At 74.3% G+C, this 26,020-nt stretch carries 22 protein-coding genes; 7 read left to right on the forward strand and 15 right to left on the reverse strand.

The window, feature by feature from the left end; all coding sequences use genetic code 11:
- Positions 1–15: 15 nt before the first annotated feature.
- Together nusA and rimP are read right to left on the reverse strand one after the other, a co-directional pair.
- Complete coding sequence (gene nusA / locus ACGF4F_RS21905) at positions 16–1,059, reverse strand: transcription termination factor NusA (RefSeq protein ID WP_073832581.1); 1,044 nt, start codon at positions 1,057–1,059, stop codon at positions 16–18.
- Positions 1,056–1,763, reverse strand: coding sequence for a ribosome maturation factor RimP (gene rimP / locus ACGF4F_RS21910; RefSeq protein WP_393079700.1), 708 nt, complete (start codon positions 1,761–1,763; stop codon positions 1,056–1,058). The genes nusA and rimP overlap by 4 nt, the downstream gene beginning before the upstream one ends.
- A gap of 264 nt (positions 1,764–2,027) precedes the next feature.
- Here rimP and ACGF4F_RS21915 point away from each other — a divergent pair, with 264 nt between their 5' ends.
- The 6 genes from ACGF4F_RS21915 (at position 2,028) to ACGF4F_RS21940 (ending at position 8,005) form a co-directional block, all read left to right on the forward strand.
- Positions 2,028–2,480 (forward strand): hypothetical protein, encoded by a 453-nt coding sequence (locus ACGF4F_RS21915; protein ID WP_393079842.1) that lies wholly within the window; start codon positions 2,028–2,030, stop codon positions 2,478–2,480.
- Entirely contained in the window at positions 2,477–2,926 is a 450-nt protein-coding gene (locus ACGF4F_RS21920) for a ferritin-like domain-containing protein (protein WP_387274488.1), read from the forward strand. Before ACGF4F_RS21915 ends, ACGF4F_RS21920 begins: the two co-directional genes overlap by 4 nt.
- A 70-nt stretch (positions 2,927–2,996) precedes the next feature.
- Entirely contained in the window at positions 2,997–3,578 is a 582-nt protein-coding gene (locus tag ACGF4F_RS21925) for a PadR family transcriptional regulator (RefSeq protein ID WP_393079704.1), read from the forward strand.
- A 142-nt stretch (positions 3,579–3,720) separates the two neighbouring features.
- Positions 3,721–4,443 carry an ABC transporter ATP-binding protein gene (locus tag ACGF4F_RS21930; protein WP_393079708.1) on the forward strand — a complete coding sequence of 241 codons (723 nt, stop codon included), beginning with the start codon at positions 3,721–3,723 and terminating at the stop codon, positions 4,441–4,443.
- Positions 4,440–7,139, forward strand: coding sequence for an FtsX-like permease family protein (locus ACGF4F_RS21935; RefSeq protein WP_393079711.1), 2,700 nt, complete (start codon positions 4,440–4,442; stop codon positions 7,137–7,139). The genes ACGF4F_RS21930 and ACGF4F_RS21935 overlap by 4 nt, the downstream gene beginning before the upstream one ends.
- Before the next feature lie 128 nt (positions 7,140–7,267).
- On the forward strand, positions 7,268–8,005 hold the full coding sequence (locus ACGF4F_RS21940) for a nucleotidyltransferase domain-containing protein (protein WP_393079714.1): 738 nt from the start codon (positions 7,268–7,270) through the stop codon (positions 8,003–8,005).
- Positions 8,006–8,015: 10 nt separating this feature from the next.
- Here the strand turns inward: ACGF4F_RS21940 and ACGF4F_RS21945 are convergent, their stop codons facing one another.
- Positions 8,016–8,732 carry a VIT1/CCC1 transporter family protein gene (locus tag ACGF4F_RS21945; RefSeq protein ID WP_393079717.1) on the reverse strand — a complete coding sequence of 239 codons (717 nt, stop codon included), beginning with the start codon at positions 8,730–8,732 and terminating at the stop codon, positions 8,016–8,018.
- Positions 8,729–9,586 (reverse strand): type I methionyl aminopeptidase, encoded by an 858-nt coding sequence (gene map / locus ACGF4F_RS21950; RefSeq protein ID WP_357433587.1) that lies wholly within the window; start codon positions 9,584–9,586, stop codon positions 8,729–8,731. Before map ends, ACGF4F_RS21945 begins: the two co-directional genes overlap by 4 nt.
- A gap of 95 nt (positions 9,587–9,681) precedes the next feature.
- Here map and ACGF4F_RS21955 point away from each other — a divergent pair, with 95 nt between their 5' ends.
- Positions 9,682–9,996, forward strand: coding sequence for an STAS domain-containing protein (locus ACGF4F_RS21955; RefSeq protein WP_198940148.1), 315 nt, complete (start codon positions 9,682–9,684; stop codon positions 9,994–9,996).
- A 27-nt stretch (positions 9,997–10,023) separates the two neighbouring features.
- Here ACGF4F_RS21955 and ACGF4F_RS21960 read toward each other — a convergent pair whose 3' ends face one another.
- The 11 genes from ACGF4F_RS21960 to pcaF form a co-directional block, all read right to left on the reverse strand.
- Complete coding sequence (locus ACGF4F_RS21960; RefSeq protein WP_393079722.1) at positions 10,024–13,674, reverse strand: SpoIIE family protein phosphatase; 3,651 nt, start codon at positions 13,672–13,674, stop codon at positions 10,024–10,026.
- A gap of 208 nt (positions 13,675–13,882) precedes the next feature.
- Entirely contained in the window at positions 13,883–14,587 is a 705-nt protein-coding gene (locus tag ACGF4F_RS21965) for a gamma-glutamyl-gamma-aminobutyrate hydrolase family protein (protein WP_393079725.1), read from the reverse strand.
- Positions 14,584–15,351 (reverse strand): 3-oxoacyl-ACP reductase, encoded by a 768-nt coding sequence (locus ACGF4F_RS21970; protein WP_357433593.1) that lies wholly within the window; start codon positions 15,349–15,351, stop codon positions 14,584–14,586. The genes ACGF4F_RS21965 and ACGF4F_RS21970 overlap by 4 nt, the downstream gene beginning before the upstream one ends.
- 5 nt (positions 15,352–15,356) lie before the next feature.
- A complete protein-coding gene (locus tag ACGF4F_RS21975; protein WP_393079730.1) occupies positions 15,357–16,712 on the reverse strand; it encodes an aldehyde dehydrogenase family protein in 1,356 nt (451 codons plus the stop codon).
- 28 nt (positions 16,713–16,740) lie between these two features.
- Positions 16,741–18,105, reverse strand: coding sequence for a glutamine synthetase family protein (locus tag ACGF4F_RS21980; protein ID WP_393079733.1), 1,365 nt, complete (start codon positions 18,103–18,105; stop codon positions 16,741–16,743).
- A gap of 64 nt (positions 18,106–18,169) precedes the next feature.
- Complete coding sequence (locus tag ACGF4F_RS21985) at positions 18,170–18,973, reverse strand: FadR/GntR family transcriptional regulator (RefSeq protein ID WP_393079736.1); 804 nt, start codon at positions 18,971–18,973, stop codon at positions 18,170–18,172.
- Between the two features lie 62 nt (positions 18,974–19,035).
- Positions 19,036–20,613 (reverse strand): amino acid permease, encoded by a 1,578-nt coding sequence (locus ACGF4F_RS21990; RefSeq protein WP_393079739.1) that lies wholly within the window; start codon positions 20,611–20,613, stop codon positions 19,036–19,038.
- Positions 20,614–20,995: 382 nt separating this feature from the next.
- On the reverse strand, positions 20,996–21,496 hold the full coding sequence (locus tag ACGF4F_RS21995; protein ID WP_393079742.1) for a DUF456 domain-containing protein: 501 nt from the start codon (positions 21,494–21,496) through the stop codon (positions 20,996–20,998).
- A gap of 46 nt (positions 21,497–21,542) precedes the next feature.
- Positions 21,543–23,702, reverse strand: coding sequence for a putative bifunctional diguanylate cyclase/phosphodiesterase (locus ACGF4F_RS22000; RefSeq protein ID WP_393079745.1), 2,160 nt, complete (start codon positions 23,700–23,702; stop codon positions 21,543–21,545).
- Positions 23,703–23,708: 6 nt separating this feature from the next.
- A complete protein-coding gene (locus tag ACGF4F_RS22005) occupies positions 23,709–24,527 on the reverse strand; it encodes an SAM-dependent methyltransferase (protein ID WP_393079748.1) in 819 nt (272 codons plus the stop codon).
- A 216-nt stretch (positions 24,528–24,743) separates the two neighbouring features.
- Positions 24,744–25,949, reverse strand: a complete 1,206-nt coding sequence (pcaF, locus tag ACGF4F_RS22010; RefSeq protein ID WP_387274444.1) for a 3-oxoadipyl-CoA thiolase — start codon at positions 25,947–25,949, stop codon at positions 24,744–24,746.
- Positions 25,950–26,020 lie beyond the last annotated feature (71 nt).

Genomic DNA, 26,020 nt, shown 5'->3' on the forward strand with positions numbered 1-26,020 from the left:
GGAGGAAGTCTACCCCTAGCTGCTCGAGATCGCTCCGCCCGGCTCGGGTACGTGATCAGCTCCGCTCCGGCCGGGGGCGGCGGTCTGCTCCGCGTCGGAACGGATGTCGATCCGCCAACCGGTCAACCGGGCCGCAAGCCGGGCATTCTGCCCTTCCCGGCCGATCGCCAGGGAGAGCTGGAAGTCCGGCACGGTGACCCGCGCGGTCCGGGTGAGCGGGTCGACAACCTCCACCCGCAGCGCCTTGGCCGGAGAGAGCGCGTTCCCGACGAAGGTGGCCGGGTCCTCCGACCAGTCGATGATGTCGATCTTCTCACCGTGCAGCTCGCTCATCACCGCGCGGACCCGCTGGCCCATCGGGCCGATGCAGGCACCCTTGGCGTTGACGCCGGGCGCGGTCGAGCGCACCGCGATCTTCGTACGGTGACCTGCCTCACGGGCGATCGCGCTGATCTCCACGGTCCCGTCGGCGATCTCCGGCACCTCGAGGGCGAAGAGCTTCTTCACCAGCGCGGGGTGCGAACGGGACAACGTGATCTGCGGGCCACGCATTCCCTTGGCCACGTGCACCACGACGCAGCGGATCCGCTCGCCGTGCGCGTATCGCTCGCCGGGGACCTGCTCGGACTGCGGCAGGACGCCCTCCAGCTTGCCCAGGTCGACGGTGACGATGCCCTTCTCGGCGCGCGCCTCGTGCGCCTGCACCACGCCGGTGACCAGGTCACCCTCGCGGCCGACGTACTCGCCGAGGTGCACCTCGTCGGTGGCCTCCCGCAGCCGCTGGAGGATCACCTGCTTCGCCGTCATGGCCGCGATCCGGCCGAAGTCGTGCGGGGTGTCGTCCCACTCCCGCACCACGCTGCCGTCGGCGTCCACCTCCTGGGCGTACACCGAGGCGGCCCCGGTCTTGCGGTCGATCTCCACCCGGGCATGCGGCTCGGCGCCGTCGGTGTGCCGGTAGGCGGTCAGCAACGCGGTCTCGATCGCCGCGAGGATCGTGTCGAACGGGATCTCCCGCTCGCGCTCCAGTGCGCGCAGCGCCGCGAGGTCGATGTTCACCTCTCCTCGTCCTCCACATCATCTTCGTCGTCGATGTCGGTTTCATCGTCTTCGTCAGCCTCGCCGGCCGCGTCGAGCTCGTCCGCCTCGTCGATCTCGTCGAGGCGGCTGAACTCCACCTGGACCCGGCCGGGCCCGAGCTCGGCGTATCGGTACGCCACCCGCCCGGCGTCGGTCTCCAGCACCACGCGCTCGTCGTCGGCCTCGACCACCCGGCCGGTGACCTGCCGGTCTCCGGCGGTCCGCTGCTCGGGCACCCCCGCCGCGCCGCGCACGGTCACCTTGACCAGCCGGCCGACGTTGCGCCGCCAGTGTCGGGGCAGGGTCAGCGGCCGGTCCACCCCGGGCGAGCTGACCTCGAGCTGATACTCGCCGGCCACGAGGTCGCCGCCGGCCTCCTCCGCGGCGTCCAGCGCGGCGGAGACCGCCCGGGAGACGTCCGCGACGGCGTCCAGGTTGATCCCGCCGTCGGCATCCACGATCACGCGGACGACGTGCCGCCGGCCGGCGCGGGAGACGGAGAGGTCCTCCAGGTCGTACCCGGCGGCGGTGACCACCGGCTCGATCACCTCGCGCAGCCGGGCCCGGCGGGCGCTCAGATCGCCGCGGGGCGCGCCGCCCCGACCCCCGGCACGGGGGCCGTCGGCCCGACGGGGTCGCCCGGCGGGCCCCGTCGGCCTGGTGGCACGGCCACGCTGCGTCATCTGGCGCACCTCTCTGCTGTTCCAACGGGCCGCCCGGCCCGTCATGTCTGCTGTCCGGCGGGGCATTCGTCCCGCCATGCCGGCACGCCACCGGGGCATTCGCGTCCGGTGGCTGCGCAGAGCGTAACGCGCGGGCGGCGCACCGGACCGGGCGGCGCACCGACGGTCGTGGCCCACGACACCGCCGAGATGGTGTTGACTTGTCCGGTGGCGACGGGCAGAACAACACAGCGCGACGGAGCACCGGGACATTCCCGGCGCACCCTGCTGCGCGCCGGGGCGCTGGTGGCGCTCGGCGGCGGCGCCGTACCGCTGACCGGTTGTGATCTTTTCGACCGCGGCGACGACAAGCCGCCGCCCCCGGACTCCCTCGAGCCCCTCGCGGCGGAGTCGGCCGCCCTGGAAGGCCGGTACCGGGCCGCCATCGCGGCCGCCCCGGCGTTGGCCGACCGGCTCGGCGCGATCGCGGACACCCACCGGGCGCACGCCGAGGAGCTGCGCAAGGTGATCGGCCGCCCGGCCCCGAGCGGCTCGCCCGCCGCCACCCCGACCGAGGCGGCCGGCGACCCCGACGGGCTGCTGGCCGAGCTGCGCCAGGCGGAGCAGCAGGGGCGGGAGAACGCGGCGAAGGCGTGCGCCGCCGCGCCCGCGGAGCGGGCCGCGCTGCTCGGCTCGATCGCCGCTGCCCGCGCGACCCACCTGGAGGCGCTGAAGTGATCCCACGGACCGCACCGGCCGGCCCGGCCCAGGCCCTCGCCGACGCGCTCGCCGCCGAGTACGCGGCCATCTGGGCGTACGGGGTGATCGGCGTGCACCTCGCCGACGCCGCCCGGAGCGCTGCCCGGGCCGCCGAGGCGGCCCACCGGAGCCGCCGGGACGCCCTCATCCTGCAGTTGAGCGAGAGCGGCGGCCAGGTCCCCGCCGACCGGGCCGGGTACGCCCTGCCGTACCCGGTGACCGACAAGGCGAGCGCGCTCAAGCTGGCGGTGGAGATCGAGGAGCGGACGGCCGGCCACTGGCGCGCGACCCTGCCGCACACCACCGGGACCGACCGCAACCGGGCCCTGACGGCGCTGACCGACTGCGCGGTACGGGCCACCCGCTGGCGGCGCACCGCCGGCGTGACCCCGATCACGGTTCCCTTCCCCGGCCGCCCGGCCTGAGCGGGGACGACGGTCACGCCCCGGATCGCTCCGGTTGCGGGTCGCATACCAGGTATGCATACTCCTCGCCATGTCCATCCGTCACGGCCTGCTCGCGCTGCTGGAGCGCGGCGAGATGTACGGCTACCAACTGCGGGCCGCGTTCGAGGAGTCGACCGGGTCGACCTGGCCGCTGAACATCGGGCAGGTCTACACCACGCTGGCCCGGCTGGAACGCGACGGCCTGGTCCGCTCGCTGCCGGAGAGCGAGAGCGGGCAGCGGCCGTACGAGATCACCGACGCCGGACGGGCGGACCTGGCGCTCTGGTTCGCCACCCCGATCAGCCCCGCCGACCGGCCCCGGGACGAGCTGTCGATCAAGCTGGCCCTGGCCCTCACCACCCCCGGCGTGGACGTCCGCGCCGTGGTGCAGACCCAGCGCAGCGCCACCATGCGGGCGTTGCAGGAGTTGACCCGGTTGAAGTACGCCAGCGACAAGCCGGAGGACCTGGCCTGGCGGCTGGTGCTGGACGCGATGATCTTCCAGGCCGAGGCGGAGATCCGCTGGCTCGACCACTGCGAGATCAGCCTGGTCCGCCATCGCCCCGCCCCGAGCCGGCCGACCGGCCGACCCGAGGCGGTGGACCGGACCGGCGAGGAGGCCCGCCGGTGAGCCGCGGGCCGGCCCAGCCGGGCGGGTCGGCGGTGAGCGCGAGGACGCGCATTCCGGGGCGGCTCGCGTGGGACGCGGCCGAGCCGGAATGCGCGCATGAGCTGGTTCTGCCAGCCCCGCAGTCGCGAACGGAGGTGGCACCGTGAGCGAGGTGCTGGAGCTGCGGGACGTGCACCGGACCCACGGCGCCGGTCCGGCCGCCGTGCACGCGCTGCGCGGGGTCAGCCTGACCGTCCGGGCCGGCGAGTTGGTGGCGGTGATGGGCCCCTCCGGCTCCGGCAAGTCGACCCTGCTGGCACTGGCCGGCGGGCTGGACCGGCCGACCGGCGGCGAGGTGCTGGTCGAGGGGGAATCGCTCGGCGGGCTGGCCGCCCGCGACCTGGCCCGGCTGCGCCGCCGCCGGATCGGGTACGTCTTCCAGGACCTGAACCTGCTCGGCAGCCTCACCGCGGTGGAGAACGTGGCGCTCCCCCTGGAACTCGACGGCGCCGGCGTCCGGCGGGCCCGCCGGCTCGCCCTGGCCGCGCTCGCCGAGGTGGAGGTGGCGGGGCTGGCCGACCGGTTCCCGGACCAGATGTCCGGCGGCCAGCAGCAGCGGGTGGCGATCGCCCGGGCGCTGGTCGGCGAGCGCCGGCTGGTCCTCGCCGACGAGCCCACCGGGGCGCTCGACTCGCAGGCCGGGGAGGCCGTGCTGCACCTGCTGCGCCGCCGGGTGGACGCCGGTGCGGCCGGGGTGCTGGTCACCCACGAGGCGCGGCACGCCGGCTGGGCCGACCGGGTGGTGTTCCTCCGGGACGGAGTGCTGGTCGACTCGACGGCCCCGCTGGCCGGCGTCGAGCAGCTGCTCACCGGCAGCGGACGGTGAACCGGAACCGGACCGCCGCCACGCTCGGGTCGTGGCGGACCGCGCTGCGCATCGCCCGGCGCGAGGCCCGCCGGGCCCGCGGGCGTACGGCGCTGGTGCTCGCCATGATCGCGCTGCCCGTGCTGGCGCTGAGCTTCGCCGCCGCCAGCTACGACATGGCGGAGCTGAGCCGCGCCGAGGAGCTGGACCGCCGGCTCGGCGCGGCCGACGTCGAGCTGCGCTGGACGGCGGTGAACCCGCTGAAACAGGACGCCTGGGGCCAGAACTCCTGGCCGGTCGAGGGTGACCTGGCGCCGCGGACCCGCCCGGTGACGGCCGAGGAGATCCGCGCCCTGCTGCCCGCCGGCAGTCGGGTCACCCGGCTGCGCCGCTGGGTCCCCTTCGAGGTACGTGTCGACGGCCGCCCCAAGCCGTTCGACGCGCGGGCCCTCGACCTCACCGACCCGCTCACCCGCCCACTGGCCACGCTGCGCGCCGGCCGGCCACCGGCCACCCCGGACGAGCTCGCGGTCAGCCCGGCCGCGCTACGCGCGCTGGACGTCCGGCTCGGCGACCCGGTGCGCACGGCCGACGGGACGACGACCTACACCGTGGTCGGGATGGTGGAGTTCCCGGACAACCTGCGGGTGGTGGTCGCGCTGCGGCCGGAGACGCCACCCGGACCGGTCAGCCCGCCGGACGAGAGCTGGCTGGTGGACCTGCCCGGGCCGGTGGACCCGGCGTTGGTCGACCGGCTCAACGAGCGCGGGATCCAGGTGGCCGCCCGGACCCCGCTGCCCGGCCGGGAGGAGGCGTTCACCGGCCCGGGGCTGCCCGACCCGGAGCAGGCGGGGAACGCGGTACTGGTCAGCGGACTCGGCCTGCTGGAGGTGGTGCTGCTGGTCGGCCCGGCCTTCGCGGTCGGCGTACGCCGGCGACGCCGGGACCTCGCCCTGGTGGCGGTGGCCGGCGGGGACGCCGCGCACCTGCGCCGGATCGTGCTGGCCGACGGGGTGGTGCTCGGCGCCGGCGGGGCGGCGCTGGGGCTGCTGCTCGGCGTGGGCGCCGCGCTCGCCGGCCGGCCGCTGGTCGAGCAGTACGTCGTGGGCGCCCGCTTCGGCGGGTACCGGGTCTTCCCGGCGGCCCTGGCCGCGATCGCCACGGTGGCGGTGCTCGCCGGGCTGCTGGCCGCACTGGCCCCGGCGTGGACCGCGGCCCGGCAGGACGTGGTGGCCGGCCTCAACGGGCGGCGCAACCCGCCCCGGCACCGGCGCCGCTGGCTGGTGCTCGGGCTGCTGCTCACCGCGGCCGGCGCCGCCCTCGCCGCGCTGGGCGCCAACCGGAGCAGCCCGTCCGTGGTGCTGACCGGGCTGATCCTCGGCGAGCTGGGGCTGGTCTTCGGCACCCCGACCCTGATCGGGCTGCTCGCCCGGGCGGGACGGTTGCTGCCGCTGGTGCCCCGGCTCGCGCTGCGCGACGCCAGCCGCAACCGCTCCTCAGCCGCGCCGGCCATCTCCGCGGTGATGGCGGCGGTCGCCGGCAGCGTCGCCCTCGGCGCCTACCTGGCCAGTGACGAGGCCCGCAGCCGGGCGGAATGGCAGCCCGGCATCCCGCCGGGTCAGGTGCTGCTGCTGCGCTCAGGCGGGGCGACAGCAGCCACCCTGCCGCCGGTCGCGGAAGTCGCCGAGCCGGTTCGGGCCGCGCTGCCGGCCGCCACGGTCGTCCCGATCGCCACCCCGGCCTGCGCGAGACCCGCCAGCGCCGAGGACTACTGCGTCGCCACGGCGGTGCTGCCCCCCGAGCGGCGCTGCCCTTACGAACCGGGGAACGCCATCGTCACCGCCGACCGCGCCCGGGCCGACCCGCGCTGCGTCCGGGCGGTCCGCGAATCGACCGGCATCTACCTCCCCGTCCTCGTCGACGACGGCCGCGCGCTGCCCGCCCTCACCGGTGCCCCGGCGGAGGAGGTCGCCGCCGCCACCCGGACGCTCGCCGCCGGCGGCGTGGTGGTCACCGACCCCGGGCAGGTGGTGGACGGCCGGGTGACGGTCGCCGTCACCCACGGCGCCGGCGACGTCACGGCGACGGCCAGCGCAACCCTGCCCGGCCATCTGCTGCGCGGCGGCCTGCCGGTGGACCGGCTCGTGCTCTCCCCGTCGGCGGCCGCCGCGGTCGGCCTGGTGGCGGAGCCGTTCGGCTACGCGATCGACACGGTCGAACCACCCACCGCCGGGCAGCGGGAGCGGCTCTCCGCCGAACTGTCCCGGCTCAGCGCGCTGTCGGTGCTGACGGATGATCAGCCCGGGTCGGACCAGCGGTCACTGCTGCTCCTGCTGGCGATCGGCTCCGGCGTGATCACCCTGGGCGCGGCCGGGGTGGCCACCGGCCTCGCCGCCGCCGAGGCCCGCCGGGACCTGTCCACCCTCGCCGCGGTCGGGGCCGACCCCCGGGTACGCCGGGTGCTGTCGCTCTGCCAGGCCGGGGTGATCGCGGTGCTCGGCTCGGTGCTCGGCATCCTCGCCGGCCTCGGCTCGGCGGCCATCATCCTGCTCTCCCTGAACCAGCGGTACGCGCAGGCGTGGCCGGCACCGGCGCCGTACCCGCTGGTGGTGCCGGGGCTGACCCTCGGCGTGCTGGTGGTGGTGCCGCTGGTGGCGATGCTGGGGGCGGCCCTGTTCACCCGGTCCCGGCTGCCGGTGGAGCGCCGGCTGGACTGATCCGGGTCCGGCGTGGACAGCCCCAGGCGTGGCTCCCGGGTGGTTCCGGCACGCCTGGCTAGGGTGGTGGACGGTCGACGTGTGCGGGACCGCCGACGGGCAACCCGTCCGCGGAACGGAGGTGGGCCGTGGACGCCAGCGGGGGCGAACTGGAGACCGACCGATACCTGGACGATCCCCGGTGGCGGGTCGCCGAGCGGGTGAGCGACGCGGCGCTGCGACGGTTCGCGGCCGACATCCTCGCCGTCGCGGTGCACGGCCCCCTCGCGCACGGCGACGAGGACGGCGGCGGGGACGGCGAGGTGGGGCTGCTGCTGGCCACGTACCGGCCGGGCAGCGGGCCGTCGCCGGCCACCCGGCGGGTGGACGGGGTGCTGGTCGACCTCACCGTCGCCGGGGCGGACGACTACCTGGGGCAGGCCCGGACGATCGGCCCGCTCTGGCCGCTCACCGCCGACCGCTACGTCACCACCCGCGCGCTGCACGATCCGACCGGCTGGCTGCGTACGCTGCGCGACGAGCACCTGGCCCGGCTGGCCCGGGCCCGCCCGGCCGAGTTCAGCGCCGCCGCCCGCCGCGCCTGGTACCGGGGCAGCGCGGCGCACGCCCGGGCGCTCCGGCTCGCCGAGTGGTATGAGACCGACCAGGCGTTGCTCATGCTCGGCGAGGCGCGGCTGGCCGCGGCCACGGTGCACGGGCTGCTCAGCCGCACCTACTTCCGGGACCCGGGCGACGCGGTACGGCGTACCGGCCTGGCCGGCGCGGACATGACCGAGGTCGGCGCGGTGCTGGCCCGCCAGGCCGAGGAACTGGCCGCCCGGGGCCGCCCGGTCGACGGCACCGTCGACGACCTCCTCACCAGCTGACCCGCCCGGGTCAGCCGAGGCCGCCCTGGACGCCGATCAGGGCACCGACCAGATAGGTAGCGCCGGCCGCCAGCGCGCCCAGCAGCAGCTGCCGCAGGCCGCTGGACCACCAGGGACGGTGGGTGAACCGGGCGACGATCGCGCCGGCCACGAAGAGCCCCACCCCGCCGACGCCGAGCGCCAGCCACAGGCTGGTGAAGCCGAGCAGGTAGGTCAGCAGCGGCACCAGCGCGCCGACCGAGAAACAGAGGAACGACGAGATCGCCGCCGCCCAGGGGCTCGGCTGCTCGTCGGGGTCGACGCCCAGCTCCTCCCGGACGTGCATCCGCAGCGCCTCCTCCGGGTTGCGCCCGACCGCGTTGGCGACCTGCATGGCCAGATCCCGGGGCAGCCCCCGGGCGACCCACGCGTCGGCCAGCTCGCGGGCCTCCGCCTCCGGGTGCCGTTCCAGCTCGCGCCGTTCCTTGGCCACCTCGGCGGCCACCTGCTCGTTGGCCGACCGGACGCTGGTGTACTCCCCCAGCCCCATCGAGATGGCGCCGGCGACCAGGCCGGCGGCGCCGGTGAGGACGATGCTGCGCGGGGAGACCCCGCCCCCGCCGACACCGGCGATCAGGGCGATGTTGGTGACCAGTCCGTCCATCGCGCCGAACACGGCCGGGCGCAGCCAGCCGCCGGACACGTCCGCGTGGTGCGCCTCGCGCAGCGCCGCCGGGGTGTCGGTCACGGCAGGGTGAGGATCTCGTAGCCGTCGTCGGTCACGACGATGGTGTGCTCGAACTGAGCCGTCCACTTGCGGTCCTTGGTGACCACCGTCCAGCCGTCGTCCCACATGTCGTACTGGTAGGTGCCGAGGGTGATCATCGGCTCGATGGTGAACGTCATGCCGGGCTCCATCACGTCGGTGGGCCGCGGGCTGTCGTAGTGCGGCACGTAGAGGCCGCTGTGGAAGGATTCGCCGATGCCGTGGCCGGTGAAGTCGCGGACCACGCCGTAGCCGAACCGCTTGGCGTACGACTCGATGACCCGGCCGATCACGTTGATCTGGCGGCCCGGGGCGACCGCCTTGATGCCGCGCATCATCGCCGCGTGGGTCCGCTCGACCAGCAGGCGGGCCTCCTCGCTCACCTCGCCCACGCAGAACGTCGCGTCGGTGTCGCCGTGCACGCCGCCGATGAACGCGGTGACGTCGACGTTGATGATGTCGCCGTCCTGCAGCACTGTCGAGTCCGGGATGCCGTGGCAGATCACCTCGTTGAGGCTGGTGCAGCAGGACTTCGGGAAGCCCTTGTAGCCCAGCGTCGACGGGTAGGCGCCGTGGTCGCAGAGGAACTCGTGGACCACCTTGTCGATCTCGTCGGTGGTCACCCCCGGCTTGCAGTGCTCGCCGGCGAGCTGGGTCGCCTGGGCGGCGAGTCGGCCGGCGATCCGCATCTTCTCGATGGTCTCCGGCGTCTGCACGTGCGAACCGCGCCACTCCTGGGGACGCTTCTTACCCACGTACTCGGGGCGCGGGATGTGGGCGGGCACCGCTCGCCACGGGGAGAGCGTGCCTGGGGTCAGCGGCGCACGGACGGTCATGACCACACCCTATCGCCGGCACCGCGGTGAGCCCCGCCACAGGCGGCCGGCCCGGGGTTGTTGCCGGGCCCGGCCCGCTGTGCCATTGTGGCTGCGTGGATCAAGGGAGCGCACCTCCCGTCTTCTCCGCGACCGCGGAGGCCGACGGTGACCGCCTCCGGGTGGTGGTGACCGGCGAGGTCGACATGGCGACCGCCGACACCATGTACCAGACCGCCCTGCGGGCGCCCGCCGCCCACCTCACGCTCGACCTGCGCGGCGTCACCTTCTTCGACTCGGCCGCGATCCAGGCGCTGGTCCGGCTGGCCCAGCGGTTCGCCGGCACGCTGACCGTGCTGCCGTCCCGCCAGGTACGCCGGGTGCTGGAGATCTCCGGCCTCGGCGACCAGGGCTGGCTGGCGCCCGCCTAGCCACGCCCGGCCCACCTCGGACTGCCGTCAGTCCGCCAACCGGCGGCGCAGCGTCACCTCGGTGCCCGCCGCGGACCGGGTCACGGTCAGCTCACCGAGCGCCTGGATCAGCGCCAGCCCCCGGCCGCGAAAACTCGACCCGGTGGACTCCCGCCACCGCCCGCTGTCCCGGACGGTGGCCGTCACCGTACGGTCCTCGATCCTCACCTCGACACCGATCACCGGCTCGGTCGGCGACACCGGGTGCTCGATGGCGTTCGCGGCGGCCTCGGAGATCGCCACGGTGAGGTCGAACAGGTCGGTCTCGCCGACGTGGTGGGCGACCAGGAAGTCCTCCAGCCGCTTGCGCAGCACGCTGAGCCGGGTCGGTTCGGCCGGCAGCCGCAGCACGAACCGGTTCAGCTCGGTCGCCTCCAGCGCGAGCACGGCCACGTCGTCGTGCCGGATACGCTCGGCGACCCGCTGGACCACCGCGTCGACCAGATCGGCCACGTGCTCGCCCCGGGTGGTGGCGTCCAGCCGGAGCCGCCCGAGCCCGGCGTCGATGCCGAGCTGCCGGTCCTCGATCAGCCCGTCGGTGTAGAGCAGCAGCCGGCCGCCGGGGGCCAACTGGCCCTCGACGGTCCGGTACTCGGCCTGTGGGATCGCCCCGACCGGCGGCCCGAGGGCCCGGTCGTGCAGGTACGACACGTCGTCCCCGCGGATCACCAGGGGTGCCGGATGACCCGCGCTGGCGTACCGCAGCCGGCCGGTGCGCGGGGAGAACCAGAGGCAGACCACGGTGGCGAAGGAGCCGCCCTCGGTGGAACCGACCAGGCGGTTCAGCCGGGTCAGCGCCTGCCCCGGGTCGTAGCCCTCCAGCACGTACGCCCGCAGCGCGTTGCGGAGCTGGCCCATCGCGGCGGCGGCCCGGACGCCCTTGCCCATCACGTCGCCGATCACCAGCACCAGCTCGTCGTCGGGCGTGCCGATCACGTCGTACCAGTCGCCGCCGACCTCGACCTCGGCGCTGCCGGGCAGGTAGCGGCTGGCCACCACCGCGCCCGGCAACTGCGGCAGGGTACGCGGCAGCAGGCTGTGCTGGAGGGTGGTGGCGATCCGGTGCTCGGCCTCGTAGAGCTGGGCGTTCTCCAGCCGGACGCCGATCAGCCGAGCCAGCTCGGTGAGCGCGGCCTGTTCGGTGCCACCGCCCTCCCGGCGCCACACCCGCAGCTCGCCGAGCTGCACACCGCTGGTGCCGGTCAACGGCAGGACGGCCGAGGGTTCGGCGCTCGTCTCGCCGCCGCCGTCGGCCTCGTACCGGGCGCCGGTGGCGGTGACCGCCACCCGGGCGGCCTCGGCGAGGCTGAGCGCGTGTCGGGCGGCGACCTGCACCACCTCGGCCGTGGAGCGGGCGGTGTTGACCGCCACGGCCGCGTCGGCGAGGGCCCGCAGCCGGCGGATGATCTGCCCGCGCAGCTGGCCCAGCTCGACGTTGGCCCGGACCCGGGCGATCAGCTCCTGGCTGGAGAAGGGCTTGGTCAGGTAGTCGTCGGCACCGACCGAGAGCCCGGCGACCTCCTCGGCCGAGCCGGCCCGGGCGGAGAGCAGCACGATCGGCACATGCCGGGTGACCGGGTTGGCCCGCAACGCGCTGACCAGACCGTAACCGTCCAGCCGGGGCATCATCACGTCGGCCAGCACCAGGTCGAACGGGGACTCGACGGCCAGTCGCAGCGCCGCCGCGCCGTCCGGGACGGCGACCACCTCGTACGAGGCGGAGAGCAGCCGGCTGACGTGCTCGCGCAGGTCGGCGTTGTCGTCGGCGAGCAGGATCCGGCCCGCCCCGGCGGGCACCTCGGCCGGCTCCGGCGGGCCGGCGGGCACGGTCATCTCGTCGGTCCAGAGTGCGGTCTCGGCGACATGCAGCCGGGCCTGTTCGGGCTCGCCCAGTGGCGCCGCGCGGGCGGCCACCCGGTCGGCGGGCAGGTGGGCGTACCCGAACGGGACGGTCACGGTGAACGTGGTGCCCTGGTCCACGACGCTGTGCGCCTGCACCGTCCCGCCGTGCATCTCCACCAGCTCGCGGACCAGGGCGAGGCCGATGCCGGTGCCCTCGTGGGTGCGGGTGCGCACGCCGGGCACCCGGTGGAACCGCTCGAAGACCTGCGGCAGCTCCTCCGGCGCGATGCCGACGCCGGTGTCGGCCACCGTCAGCACGGCGACGCCGTCGCCGGGGCGGACCCGAACCCGGATCTCACCCTCGAAGGTGAACTTGACCGCGTTGGAGACCAGGTTGAGGACGATCTTCTCCCACATGTCCCGGTCGAGGTGGACCGGCGCGGGCAGCGGCGGGCAGTCCACCACCAGCCGCAGGCCGGCCCGTTCGGTGGCCGAGCGGAAGGTGCTGGCCAGCCGGGAGGTGTAGTCGGCCAGGTCGGTGGGCTGGTAGTGGGCGGTCAGCCGGCCGGACTCCAGCCGCGAGAAGTCGAGCACGGTGTTGACCAGTTTGAGCAGCCGCAGCGCGTTGCGATGCGTCATGCTCAGCCGCTCGGTGTACGCCGCGGGCAGCCCCGGGTCGGCGAGCAGGTCCTCCAGCGGGCCGAGGACCAGGGTGAGCGGGGTGCGGAACTCGTGACTGACGTTGGCGAAGAAGCTGGTCTTGGCGCGGTCCAGCGCGGCCAGCTCGGCGCCCCGGGCCCGCTCCTGCTCGTACGCCCGCTGGTTGCCGAGCGCGCGGGAGATCTGAGCGGCGACCAGGTCAACGAAGTCGCGGTAGTCGTCGCTGAACGGCAGCCGGCGGGCCAGCCCGAGCAGCAGCACGCCGGCCGGCTCGTTGGCGGCGGTGAGCGGCAGCACGAGGGCGTGGTCGGCGGCGTCGGGCGGCACCTCGCCGAGCAGGTCCGCGACGGACACCGCGCGGGCGGCGCCGTCGGCGGCGGGCTCCGGCGACCCGCCGGCGAGACGGCCCGGGTCGACTCCGGTGTAGCCGGCCAGCGCCGGCGTGCCGTCCCCGTCGGTCAGCCAGATCGCGGCGAACGGCACGTCCGGCCGGTACGCGCCGAGCACCCGGGCCGCGGACCGGCCCAGTTCCGCCGTGCTCTGCACGTCGGCGAGCCGGCTGCCCAGCTCGGCCAGGGCACGCAGCCGGCGCTCGCCGAGCACCCGGCCGGTGGTCTCGTTGACGAAGCAGAAAACGCCGCTGACGGTGCCGTCGGCGTCCCGGATCGGATCGTACGAGACGTCGAAGTAGACGTCCTCCAGGAAGCCGTGCCGGTCCAGCACGAAGGGATGGTTCTCACCGCGGTACGGCTCGCCGGTGCGGCGTACCCCCTCCAGCAGCGGTCCGAGGACGTCCCAGGTCTCCACCCAGTGCTCGCGGGCCGGCTGCCCGATCGCCGCCGGGTGCTTGTCGCCGATGGTCGGCCGGTAGGCGTCGTTGTAGAAGGCGCGGTGGTCCTCGCCCCAGAACATCGCGATCTGGGCCCGGGACGAGAGCATCATGCTGACGGCGTGCCGGAGCGCCGGAGGCCAACTGTCCGGGGTGCCGAGCGGGCTGCCGGACCACTCGAAGGCACCCAGCCGCGCGCCCATCTCGCCGCCTGCGGCGAACGCCGCGGCCAGCAGCGGTGGGAACTGTTCCGCGACTGTCCCCGAGGACGCGTGATCCCGGTCCTTGCCCCCCTGGGCCGAGCCCATGCAGCCTCCCGCTCCGGCCATGTCCACGACGGCCGGCGCAAACTCCGCCGGCCGTCCCCGCCTCCTACCCAGGCGGAGGAGCACGGTAAACGCAGGCCCGACCGGGACGCTGGTTACCTACGCCTCATCCTGGCGTAACCAGCCGTCGACGGCGAGTCGGGCGGGACACGGATCGCCCAGGGCAGGCCGGCGGGGTCGGTGATCTGGGTCACGTGGACGCCGGTCCGCCGGTGGCGGCACGGACCAGGGCGGCCACCGGCCGGGGATCCGGGTCGTTCTCCGGATGCCACTGCACCCCGAGCAGGAAGCGCCGCCCCGGGTCCTCGACGGCCTCCACGACCCCGTCGTCGGCCCAGCCGGTGGCGGTCAGGCGGCCCGGGTCGGCCACCCCCTGGTGGTGGTACGAGTTGACCCGGTCCACCCCGTCCATCACCGCCGCGACCAGGCTGCCCGGGGCGAACCGGACCGGATGGACGCCGTACACCCCGGGCGCCGGCCGGTGCCCGTCGTGGCCGACCACGTCCGGCAGGTGCTGGTGCAAGGCGCCGCCGTGAGCGATCGCGAGCAGCTGCATGCCTCGGCACACGCCGAGCACCGGCAGGTCGGCGGCGAGCGCGGCGGTCAGCAGGGCCAGCTCGCCGGCGTCCCGGTCCGGCCGGCTCTCGGTGCGCGGGTCGGGCGGCTGGCCGTACCGCTCCGGGCCGACGTCCGCGCCGCCGGCCAGCAGCAGCCCATCGAGGACCCGCAGCACGTCCGCGTCCGCGTCGTCCGGAGGCAGCACCACGGCGCGGCCGCCGGCGGCGGTCACCGCCCGGACGTACGCCTGCGGCACCAGCGCCGCCGGGACGTCCCGCCACACCGCCCAGCCGGCCGGCTCGACGTACGCGGTGATCCCGATGATCGGCCGGCTCACACTGGTGTCACGTAGGCGCCGGTGATCCCGCCGTCCACCACGAACTGCGCGGCGGTCATGAACGAGGCGTCGTCGCTGGCCAGGAAGGCCACCGCGGCGGCGATCTCCGTCGGGTCGCCGAACCGGCCCATCGGCACGTGCACCAGCCGGCGGGCCGCCCGCTCCGGATCCTTGGCGAACAGCTCCAGCAGCAGCGGCGTGGCGATCGGGCCGGGGCAGAGCGCGTTGACCCGGATCCCCTCCCGGGCAAACTGCACGCCCAGCTCCCGGGTCATCGCGAGCACCCCGCCCTTGCTCGCGGTGTACGCGATCTGCGAGGTCGCCGCGCCCATCAGCGCCACGAACGAGGCGGTGTTGATGATCGAGCCCTTGCCCTGGCGGCGCATGTGCGGGATGACGTACTTGCAGCACAGGTAGACGCTCGTGGTGTTGACCCGCAGCACCCGCTCCCAGGCGTCCAGCCCGGTGTCCAGGATGGAGTCGTCGTCCGGCGGGGAGATGCCGGCGTTGTTGAACGCGACGTCGACCCGGCCGTGCCGCTCGGCCACCCCGTCGAAGAGGTCCCGGACCGAGGCCTCGTCGGCCACGTCGCAGGCGACGAACTCGCCGCCCACCTCGTCGGCGGCCCGCTTGCCCGCCGCGGGGTCGATGTCGACGCAGACCACCCGCGCCCCCTCGGCGGCGAACCGCCGCACGGTGGCCAGTCCGATCCCGCTGCCCGCTCCGGTCACCACCGCGACCCGGTCCTGAAGCCGTCCCTGCACTGCGGTCACTCCTCTGTCGAGATGAACACGTTCTTGACGTCGGTGAAGGCGTGCAGCGCGTCCGGGCCCAGTTCCCGGCCGAGCCCGGAGCGCTTCATGCCGCCGAACGGCGTCCAGTAGCGGACCGAGGAGTGCGAGTTCACGCTGAGGTTGCCGGACTCCACCGCCCGGGCCACCCGGACCGCCCGGCCCACGTCCCGGGTCCAGATCGACCCGGACAGGCCGTACTCGGTGTCGTTGGCGAGCCGGATCGCGTCCGCCTCGTCGTCGAAGGGAAGCACCGAGACCACAGGGCCGAACACCTCCTCGCGCCAGTGCCGGTCGGCCGGGGATTCGGCGAGCAGCACGGTCGGGGCGTACCACCAGCCGGGACCGTCGGGGCGGGAGCCGGTGAACGCCACCTTCGCCCCGTCGACGTACCCGGCGACCCGGTCCCGGTGTCCGGCGGAGATCAGTGGCCCCATCTCGGCGCTCTCGGCGGCCGGGTCCTCGACCCGGAACGCGCGCACGGCCGGTTCGAGCAGTTCCAGGAAGCGGTCGTACACCGGGCGCTGGACCAGGATCCGCGAGCGGGCGCAGCAGTCCTGGCCGGCGTTGTCGAAGACGGCGTACGGCGCGGTGGCCGCCGCCTTCTCGATGTCGGCGTCGGCGAAGACCAGGTTGGCGGACTTCCCGCCCAGCTCCAGCGTGACCCGCTTCACCTGGGCGGCACAGCCAGCCATGATCCGGGTACCGACCTCGGTGGAGCCGGTGAAGCAGACCTTGCGTACCGCCGGGTGGGTGATGAACCGCTCCCCCACCACACTCCCCTGCCCGGGCAGGACGGTGAACACACCCTCCGGGAGCCCCGCCTCCAGCGCGAGGTCGGCCAGGCGCAGCGCGGTGAGCGGGGTCAGCTCGGCCGGCTTGAGCACCACCGTGTTGCCGGCGGCGAGAGCCGGCGCGAAGCCCCAACCGGCGATCGGCATCGGGAAGTTCCACGGCACGATCACGCCGACCACGCCGAGCGGTTCGTGGAAGGTGACGTCCAAGCCGCCGGGCACCGGGATCTGCCGCCCGGTCAGCCGCTCCGGCGCGCCGGCGTAGTAGTCGAGGACGTCCCGGACGTTGGCCGCCTCCCAGCGGGCGTTGCCGATGGTGTGGCCTGCGTTGCGGACCTCCAGCAACGCCAGCTCCGCCAGGTGCGCGTCCACCATCGCGGCGAACCGCCGCAGCAGCCGCGCCCGGTCGCCGGGCGCCACCGCCCGCCACGACTCGTACGCCCGGGCGGCCCGGGCGATCGCCGCGTCGGTCTCGGCCGGCGAGGTGGCCGGCACCTCGCGCAGCACCGCCCCGGTCGCCGGATTCCGCACCTCGGTCAACGTGCCCTCCTCCTGGACGTCCGGCCGGTCAGAGCCGTTCGAAGCCACGGACCAGTTCCCAGTCGGTCACGGCGGCGTCGAAGGCGGTCAGCTCGACCCGGGCCTGGTTGGCGTAGTGGGCGACCACCTCGGTGCCGAAGGCGTCCCGGGCCACCTCGGAGGACTCCCAGAGGGCGAGCGCGTCGCGCAGCGTCCCCGGCACCCGCGCCGCGGTCCCGTCGTCGTACGCGTTGCCGGTGCACTCCTCGCCCAACTCCAGCTCTCGCTCGATGCCGTAGACCGCCCCGGCCACCAGTGCCGCGATCGCCAGGTACGGGTTGACGTCCGCGCCGGGCACCCGGTTCTCCACCCGCATGCCCTGGCCGTGCCCGACCAGCCGCAGCGCGCAGGTGCGGTTGTCGGTGCCCCAGCGCAGCGCGGTCGGGGCGAAGGAGCCCGGCTGGTAGCGCTTGTAGGAGTTGACGTTCGGGGCGAAGAAGAGGCTGAACTCCCGCATCGTGGCGAGCAGTCCGGCCAGCACCCGTTGCCCGGTCACGCTGAGGTGCGCCGGCCCGTTCCCGAGCAGGGCCGAGCGGCCGGCGGCGTCGCGCAGCGAGAAGTGGATGTGGCAGGAGTTGCCCTCCCGCGCGTTCGGCTTCGCCATGAAGGTGATCGACATGCCCTCCTGGGCGGCGATCTCCTTCGCCCCGTTCTTGTAGATGACGTGGTGGTCGGCGCAGGCCAGCGCCTCGTCGTATCGGAAGGCGATCTCGTGCTGGCCGAGGTTGCACTCGCCCTTGGCGCTCTCCGGGGTCAGTCCCGCCCCGGCCATCTCGGTGCGGATCCGGCGCAGCAGCGGCTCCACCCGGGCGGTGCCGAGCAGCGAGTAGTCCACGTTGTACTGGTTGGCCGGGGTCAGGTCGCGGTAGCCGCGCCGCCACGCCGCCTCGTACGAGTCGCGGAACAGCACGAACTCCAGCTCGGTCCCGGCGTACGCGGTCAGCCCGTGCCCGGCCAGCCGGTCGAGCTGCCGGCGCAGGATCTGCCGGGGCGAGGCGACCACCGGGCCGGTGCCGTCCAGCCACTCCAGGTCGGCCAGGAGCAGGGCGCTGCCGGGCTGCCACGGCATCCGGCGCAGGGTGTCCAGGTCGGGCTTCAGCGCGAAGTCGCCGTAGCCGCGTTCCCAGCCGGACATCGCGTACCCGTCGACGGTGTTCATGTCGACGTCGACGGCGAGCAGGTAGTTGCAGCCCTCGCTGCCGTGCGCGACCACCTGGTCGAGAAAGTACGGGGCGTGGAAGCGTTTGCCCTGCAGCCGGCCCTGCATGTCGGCCAGGGCCAGCACCACCGTGTCGAGCTCGCCGTCGGCGACTGCGACCCGGAGTTGTTCCAGCGTGAGCGGGGCTTTCCTCATCGGCGCGCCTCCATGGGAAAGGTCTACTACCGAACCTTTGAATCCGTCAATGGGCGGCCCTCACTTACCCGAGCAGACCGCGCAGCAATTCCGCCGTGGCGTCGCAGTGTTCCTCCATCACCAGCCGGGCGCCGTTCGGGTCGCCCGCCAGGATCGCGTCGACGATCCGGGTGTGCTGGACGTCGGAGTGGTCGAGGTTTCGGGGGATCACCGGGATCGCGGCGAGGAGCCGGTCGAGGGTCAACTGCACGTCGGCGACGGCCGCGGCCAGCGACGGGGAGCCGCTGGCCGCGGCGATCGCCAGGTGCAATCGGGAGTCCGCGACCCGTCGGTGGACCGGATCGCGGTCGCGGGAGGCGGCCAGGGCCGCGACCAGGTGCTGCCGCTCGACCGCCGGCAGGCTGCGGTTGGCGGCCAGGCCCGCCGCACCCGACTCCAGCACCCGTCGGAAGTCGAGCGCGTCGGGCAGCCGGTCGCCCATCTCGCGGGCCAGCTCCCCCGCGTCCGGGCGTCCGTCGCCGGCACCGGGTGCGGGCAGCGCCGAGCGGACGAAGGTCCCACCGGTACGCCCGCGGCGGGACTCGAGATAGCCGGCCTCGCGCAGCGCCGCTATCGCCTCCCGCAGGGTCACCCGGCTGACCTGCAGCCGCTCGGCCAGCTCCCGCTCGGCGGGCAGCCGCTCACCGACCCGGACCAGGCCCAGTTTGATCGCCTGGACGAGCCGGGCGACGGTGATCTCGAAGGCGTTGCCGCCGCGCACCGGGCGCCACACCGGAAAGGCCGGTACGGCTTCCGGCGTCGATGCCCCGGCACCGCCCGGCCCCCCGGCGGCGCCCCCCGGCTCGGCAGTCCCGGCATCGATCGGCATCGCCGCCCCTTCCCCTACACGCGGGTGGCGGGCACCCAAAGAGCACCCGCCACCCGGGCAACCTACTCGGTGGCCGACTCGGTGCTCGGCTCGGTGACGGGCTCGGCGCCCGTCGCCGGCCTGGGGATACCCGGATCCGCCACGTTGTGGCGAGGGCCGGTGAACCAGCGCCGGGCGCTGAGCACCCACCAGAGCCAGGCACCGCCGAGCACGACGCCGACCGCGACGATCGTGTAGTTGAACGTGCTGGCGGTGACGGGGCTGCTGGTGGGCAGCACGAACAGGACGCAGATGACCGCGACCCAGACGATGGCGATCCACCCGACCGGCGCGCTCCACCGACCCAGGTTCCACGGGCCGACCCGGAAGTCCGCCGTGCGCCGGCGCAGGAAGACCGGGGCCACGTACGCGATGTAGAGGCCGATCACCGCGATGGACGTGGCGGCCAGGTAGGCGGTGGTGTTCCAGAGCGACGGCAGGACGAGCAGGGTGGAGCAGGCGACGCAGAGCCAGATCGAGTTGGTCGGGGTGCCCGTGCGCTGGTTGACCCGCTTCCAGATCCCGGAACCGGGCAACGCCCCGTCCCGGCTGAACGCATAGGCCATCCGGGAGTTCGCCGTCACCGATGCCATGCCGCAGAAGAACTGGGCGACCACGCAGATGAAGAGCAGGAACGTGCCGAGGTCCTGCCCCGCCGCGTCGATGAAGATCTGCGCCGGGGGCAGGCCCAGCGCGGTCGTCCGCTCGGCCTCGTAGTCCTGGATGGACCAGGTGATGGCGAACAGGAGCACGAAGCCGGCGAGGACCGAGACCACGACCGACATCACGATGCCGCGGGGCGCGGAGCGGGCGGCGTCGTGGGTCTCCTCCGCCACGTGGGCGCTGGCGTCGTACCCGGTGTAGGTGTACTGCGCCATCAGGAGGCCGATGAGCACCGCGTAGCCGGCCGCGCCGGCGAAGGTGAAGCCGGTCTCGTTGCGCACCTCCAGGAAGACCTCGGAGATGGGCTTGTGCTGGTCCGGCACGAACGCGAGGGCGATCACGATGACCGCGACGCCGGCGAGGTGCCACCAGGCGCTGACGTCCGAGAGCAGCCGCACGAGGTTGACGCCGAAGGTGTTGAGCAGGCCGTGCGCGATGATGATCACCAGGAAGATCAGGAAGGTGCGTCCCGCGGTCACCTCCATGTCGAAGGCGAGGCTCAGGAAGGCGGAGGTGGTGATGGCCGCACCGAAGTCGATCGCGGCGGTCACCGCCACCTCGCCGAGGAAGTTGAACCAGCCGACGAACCATGCCCACACCGCCTTGTTCCGCTTGGCGAGCGCGGCGGCCCACCAGTAGAGGGCCCCGGCGGTGGGATAGACCGAGCAGATCTCGGCCATGGCCAGCGCGACGAAGATCACCATGACGCCGACGAAGAGCCAGCCCAGGGTGATCGCCAGCGGGCCGCCCGCCGTCATCGCGATGCCGTACGACGTGATCGCGCCGGCCAGGATCGAGATGATGGAGAACGAGACCGCGAAATTGGAGAAGCCGGACAGCTTTCGACGCAGCTCCTGCTTGTATCCCAGCTGCGCGAGCCGTTCCTCGTCCGAGACCGGGGAAGGCGGGGGTACTCCGTCCTCAATCGTTGAGCTCATCGGTGTCTCCCTTGGACGGGGGTGAAGACTGTGACCTGCGTCACCGTCTGACGGGATGATGGGCCTCCACCCGCGACCAGGTCAATGGAGATCGACCGAAAATTCCGTCAGGACCAGACCATTAATCGATGCCCCCGGCCCGAGGCGTGCGAAATGCGTTGCCGCCCGGGTGGTGCCGGCGGCATCCTTGAGCCAGTGACCAGGCCCGATCGCGACGGGCCCAACGCCGGGCGCTCGGCAACGCCCGGCCCGCGACGGCGCGCGGCGTCCACCTCTCTCTCACTGATGTACGGCGGTTCGCCGTACCCCCGGACGCCCGCGCCGTCGCACCCGGTCTGCCGGCCGTGATGGCCCGGCTCGCGACGTCGACCGGCCCGGCCGATCAGGCGAACAGCAGCCCGGCGACCCAGAGCGCCGCTATGACCAGGCCGGCCAGGAACTCGACCAGCATGGACAGGCCGGCCGCCTTGAGCGCCTGCACGGTGGCAGGCCAGGCGAGCTGGTTGCTGCCCAGTCGCAGCCGCTCGGCGCCCCAGACCCCGCCCACGAAGCCGATCGGCAGGCCGACCACCGGGATGACGAAGAACCCGACCAGCCCGAGCAGGCCCCCGGCCAGCAGCGAGGACGTGGGCACCCCGGTCCGCTTCAGGTTCCGCCCCGGCCAGAGATACTTGACGACCCCACCGCCGACGGCGACCACGGTGGCGGCGGCGAGCACCGCCCAGCGGCCCGGGCCGGCGTCGCCGAAGAGCGCCCACACCAGCACCCCGCCCCAGCACAGCGGCAGCGCCGGCAGCCCGGGCACCACCACCCCGGCCAGCCCGGCCAGGATCGCCAGGCCGGCCAGCACCGAGACCAACGCCTGCGTGTCGGTCAGGTCCACCCCGCCTCCCTCGCTCCGCCGGTGGGCCCGACCGGCGGCGAGCCGGTCACGCCGCCGCCTCCTCACCGGCCAGCCGGCGGCGGATGTGCTCGGCCGGGACCGGGGCGCCGAACCAGCGGCCCTGCCCGGTGTCACAGCGCAGCGCCCGCAGCCGCTCCGCCTGCGCCTCCGTCTCCACCGCCTCGGCGGTCACCCACAGCTCGACCGCGTGGGCCAGCCGGACCAGTGCGTCGACGATCCGCTCGTCCCGGTGGTCGGCGGCGGCGTCCGCCCCGTCGGCCCGGATCCCCTCCACGAACGGGCCGGCCAGCTTCAGGCAGTGGATCGGCAGCCGCCGCAGGTACGCCAGGTTCGAGTACCCGGTGCCGAAGTCGTCGATGGCCAGCCGTACGCCGAGGTCGGCGAGCTGGTGCAGGGCGCGCAGCGGCTCCCCGCCGCTGCCCATCACGGCGCTCTCGGTCAGCTCCAGCTGCAGCAGCTCGGCGGGGAGCCCGGTGTGCTGCAGGGCCTCGGCGACGGTCTCCACGATCGCTGGATCGTCGGCCTGCCGGGCGGCCAGGTTGACGCTGACCACCAGCCGCGCGTCCGGGTACGCCCGCCGCCAGCCCTCCGCGTCCCGGCACGCCTGCCGCAGCACCCAGGCGCCCAGGCGCACGATCAGGCCGGTCTCCTCGGCCAGCCCGATGAACCGGTCCGGGCCGATCAGCCCCAGCTCCGGGTGCTGCCAGCGGACCAGCGCCTCCACCGCCACCATGGACCCGTCGAGCAGCGACACGATGGGCTGGTAGTGCAGCACGAACTCGCCCCGGTCCAGGGCGGCGGGCAGGCTCGCGGCCAGCGCCGAGCGGGCGATGTCCGCGGCACTGCGCTCCGGGTCGTAGACCGCCCAGCGGCCCCGCCCCTCGGCCTTGGCCCAGTAGAGGGTGGTGTCGGCCGCCTTCATCAGCTCGGAGACGCTGGTCTCCTCGACCGGGCACTCGACGATGCCGATGCTGGCCGAGACGGCGAGCTGCTGGGTCCCGACCTGGACCGGGGCGGACACCGCGGCCAGGGCCAGTTCGGCCACCTCCACCGCGTCGTCGAGGCCGCCGCCGGAGTCGACCAGGATGACGAACTCGTCGCCGCCCATCCGGGCCACCAGGTGGCCGCGGCCGGCCACGCAGTCGGACAGCCGCCGGGCGATGACCTTGAGCAGCCGGTCACCGAGGTCGTGGCCGAGGCTGTCGTTGATCGCCTTGAAGCCGTCCAGGTCGAGGAAGCAGAGCCCGACCCGCTCCTCCGGGCCGGCCCGGTCGAAGACCTCACCCAACCGCTCGAAGAAGAGCGTGCGGTTGGGCAGGCCGGTGAGCGGGTCGTGCAGCGCCTGGAAACGCAGCCGCTGCTGGAGCTCGTGCCGCTCGGTGATGTCCTCGATCATGGCGACGGTGAACCGGGGGCGGCCGTCGTCGTACCGGATCAGGGAGACGGCCAGGTCGGTCCAGAGCACGCTGCCGTCCTTGCGGTGGTAACGCTTCTCCACCCGGGCGCTGTCCCGCTTCCCCTCGATCAGCTCCTGGTAGAGCTCCCACATGCCGGCCGCGTCGTCGGCGTGGAAGAGCGCGGCCACGTTGATCTGGCGCAGCTCGGCGACGGAGTAGCCGAGCATGTCCGCGAACGACTCGTTGACGTCGATGATCCGCCCGTCCACCCCGGCGATGCCGATCCCGATGGCCGCGCCGACGAAGACCGTGCGGAACCGGGCCTCGCTGTCCCGCAGAGCCTGTTCCACCGCGTCCCGGGCCTGCCAGGCCGAGCGGGCGATCCGCTCCTGCTGGTAGAAGGTGCGGTCGCGCAGCGCCCGAGCGAAGCCGGCGGCGAGCGCACCCTGCAACGCGGCGACCCGCTCCCGTGCCTCGGGCAGCTCGGCGCGGGTCGGCAGCACCGAGGGCAGGAACCGGTCACCGAGGGCCCGGACCGACCAGTCCAGCACTCCCGGCTCGGTGAGGTGCGCCTCCACCAAGGCCCGCCCCACCTCCTCCCCCGCCTCGGCGGAGAAGGTCGGGGCGCGCAGCGCCCGGCCCAGGCGTACGGCGTGCGCCAGCAGCAGGCGCTCGGTCTCGGCCGCGCTCATCGGCACGAACCCGAGCCGCCGCACCGCCCGGGCCCACTCGGCGGCGTACGCGGCGGCACCCGGCCGGCTGAGGTCGTCCCCGTCGGGGGCGCTCATGTCGGCTCAGCCGACGGGCCGGTCGTACCGGGCGACGCCGCCGAACGCCCCGAACCGCTCGGGGTGCTCGTCCACGTCGGACGGCGAGTCGGGCCGCCACAGCGGCATGTGCACCACGCCCGGCGCAAGGATGGTCCAGTCGCCGAAGAAGTCGGTGACCTCGGCCCGCGAGCGGAGCGTGATCTCGGTGGCGGTACGCGCCGACAACCGCTGCGCGTCGAGCATCTCCTGCGGCTGGTCCTCGAAGGTGGAGTGGGAGATGACCAGGTAGCTGCCCGGTGCGGCGGCGGCCCGCAGGGTGGCCAGGATGTCGGCGGGCCGGTCGGCGTCGTGGATGAAGTGGACCACCCCGGCGAGCAGGATGCCGAGCGGACGGTCGAAGTCGATCAGCCTGCTGGACCGGGCCTCGTCCAGGATCCGCTTCGGGTCGCGCAGGTCGGCCCGGACGGCGACCGCCCGGTCGTTGCCGGCCAGGAGTTCCTGGCTGTGTGCCACGGCGACCGGGTCGATGTCGACGTAGACGATCCGGGCCTCGGGGTTGGCCGCCTGGGCGACCTCGTGCACGTTGCCGACGGTGGGGATGCCCGACCCGATGTCGAGGAACTGGTCGATGCCGGCGTCGAGCAGCACCCGGACCGCCCGGCGCAGGAACTCCCGGCCCGCGCGCATGGTGGCGGGCAGGTGCGGGGTCATGCCGGCGATCTGCTCGGCGAGTTGCCGGTCGATCTCGAAGTTGTGCGCGCCACCGAGGAAGTAGTCGTAGACCCGGGCCGCGCTGGGCCGGGTCAGGTCGATCTCGGCGGGTGGTTCGTCCGGCGTCTGCATCGCTCGGCCCCCCAGGTCGTCTCCGCGTGTGCGGGAACGTCCGGCGCCCGGGCACTCGGAAGGGACACCGGCCGACCCGCGGGATCGTGTCGTCCTGACCACTCTATGCGCCCAGCACCAGGTACGGGAGATCCACAATCGACGGCCCGGACCGGCCGACCGCCGGTGCCGGGGCCGACCGCCCGGCCCGCGGGGGCGCGCCGGGCGGACCACGGCTCAGGCGGCCGACTCCAGCAGCAGCGAGATACCCTGCCCGACGCCGATGCACATGGTGGCGAGGGCCCGCCGGCCGCCCCGGCGGCGCAGCTCCAGCGCGGCGGTGAGCGCGAGCCGGGCACCGCTGGCACCCAGCGGGTGGCCCAGGGCGATGGCGCCGCCGTTCGGGTTGACGTGCTCGGCGTCCTCGGGCAGCCCCAGCTCGCGCAGCACCGCCACGGACTGGGCGGCGAACGCCTCGTTCAGCTCGATCACGTCGAGGTCGGCCAGGCCGAGGCCGTGCCGGTCCAGCAGCTTGCGGGTGGCCGGCACCGGGCCGACGCCCATGATCCGGGGTGGTACGCCGGCCGCCGCCGCGCCGCTCACCCGGGCCAGCGGGGTGAGGCCGTACCGGGAGACGGCGGCCTCGGAGGCGACCAGCAGGGCCACCGCACCGTCGTTGACGCCGGACGAGTTGCCGGCGGTCACCGTGCCGCCCTCGCGGAACGGGGTGGGCAGCGCGGCGAGCTTCTCCAGCGAGGTCTCCCGGGGGTGCTCGTCGACCTCGACCAGCTTCGTCTCGCGCCGGCCGGCCGGCACGGTCACCGGCACGATTTCCTCGGCCAGCCGGCCGTCGGCCTGCGCCTTGGCGGCCCGCTGCTGGGAGCGGAACGCGAACTCGTCCTGCGCCGCCCGGTCGACGCCGTACTCGGCGGCGACGTTCTCCGCCGTCTCCGGCATCGAGTCGATGCCCCAGCCCCGCTTCATTAGGGGGTTGACCAGCCGCCAGCCGATGGTGGTGTCGTACACCTCGGCGGTGCGGGAGAACGGGGTGGTCGCCTTCGGCATGACGAACGGCGCTCGGCTCATGCTCTCCACCCCGCCGGCGACCACCAGGTCGGCCTCCCCGGCGACGATCGCGCGGGCCGCGGTGGCGAGGGCGTCCAGGCCGGAGCCGCAGAGCCGGTTGACCGTGCTGCCTGGAACCTCCTCGGGCAGCCCGCCGAGCAGCGCCGCCATCCGGGCCACGTTGCGGTTGTCCTCGCCGGCCTGGTTGGCGCAGCCGAGGAGCACGTCGTCGGTGCGGGCCCAGTCCACGGCCGGGTGCCGGGCGACCAGTTCGCGGATCACGTGCGCGGCCAGGTCGTCGGGGCGTACCCCGGCGAGGGCGCCGGCGTACCTGCCGATCGGGGTGCGGACTCCGGCCACGAGGTATGCCACGGTCATGGTGCTGCGTCCTTCGGGGGTGGAAGGGGCTGGCGGGGGCGCCCGCCGGGTCCCGGGGACGTCCGGCGCCA

It is taken from the genome of Micromonospora sp. NPDC047740, assembly GCF_043204735.1.
Classification (GTDB): domain Bacteria; phylum Actinomycetota; class Actinomycetes; order Mycobacteriales; family Micromonosporaceae; genus Micromonospora.

Coding starts and splice junctions, on each gene's coding strand:
- rimP (WP_393079700.1), bottom strand. CDS start 1,763: ATGACGCAGCGTGGCCGTGCCACCAGGCCGACGGGGCCCGCCGGGCGA.
- ACGF4F_RS21925 (WP_393079704.1), top strand. CDS start 2,997: ATGTCCATCCGTCACGGCCTGCTCGCGCTGCTGGAGCGCGGCGAGATG.
- map (WP_357433587.1), bottom strand. CDS start 9,586: ATGACCGTCCGTGCGCCGCTGACCCCAGGCACGCTCTCCCCGTGGCGA.
- ACGF4F_RS21960 (WP_393079722.1), bottom strand. CDS start 13,674: ATGGGCTCGGCCCAGGGGGGCAAGGACCGGGATCACGCGTCCTCGGGG.
- ACGF4F_RS21980 (WP_393079733.1), bottom strand. CDS start 18,105: ATGAGGAAAGCCCCGCTCACGCTGGAACAACTCCGGGTCGCAGTCGCC.
- ACGF4F_RS21985 (WP_393079736.1), bottom strand. CDS start 18,973: ATGCCGATCGATGCCGGGACTGCCGAGCCGGGGGGCGCCGCCGGGGGG.
- ACGF4F_RS21990 (WP_393079739.1), bottom strand. CDS start 20,613: ATGAGCTCAACGATTGAGGACGGAGTACCCCCGCCTTCCCCGGTCTCG.
- ACGF4F_RS22000 (WP_393079745.1), bottom strand. CDS start 23,702: ATGAGCGCCCCCGACGGGGACGACCTCAGCCGGCCGGGTGCCGCCGCG.
- ACGF4F_RS22005 (WP_393079748.1), bottom strand. CDS start 24,527: ATGCAGACGCCGGACGAACCACCCGCCGAGATCGACCTGACCCGGCCC.
- pcaF (WP_387274444.1), bottom strand. CDS start 25,949: ATGACCGTGGCATACCTCGTGGCCGGAGTCCGCACCCCGATCGGCAGG.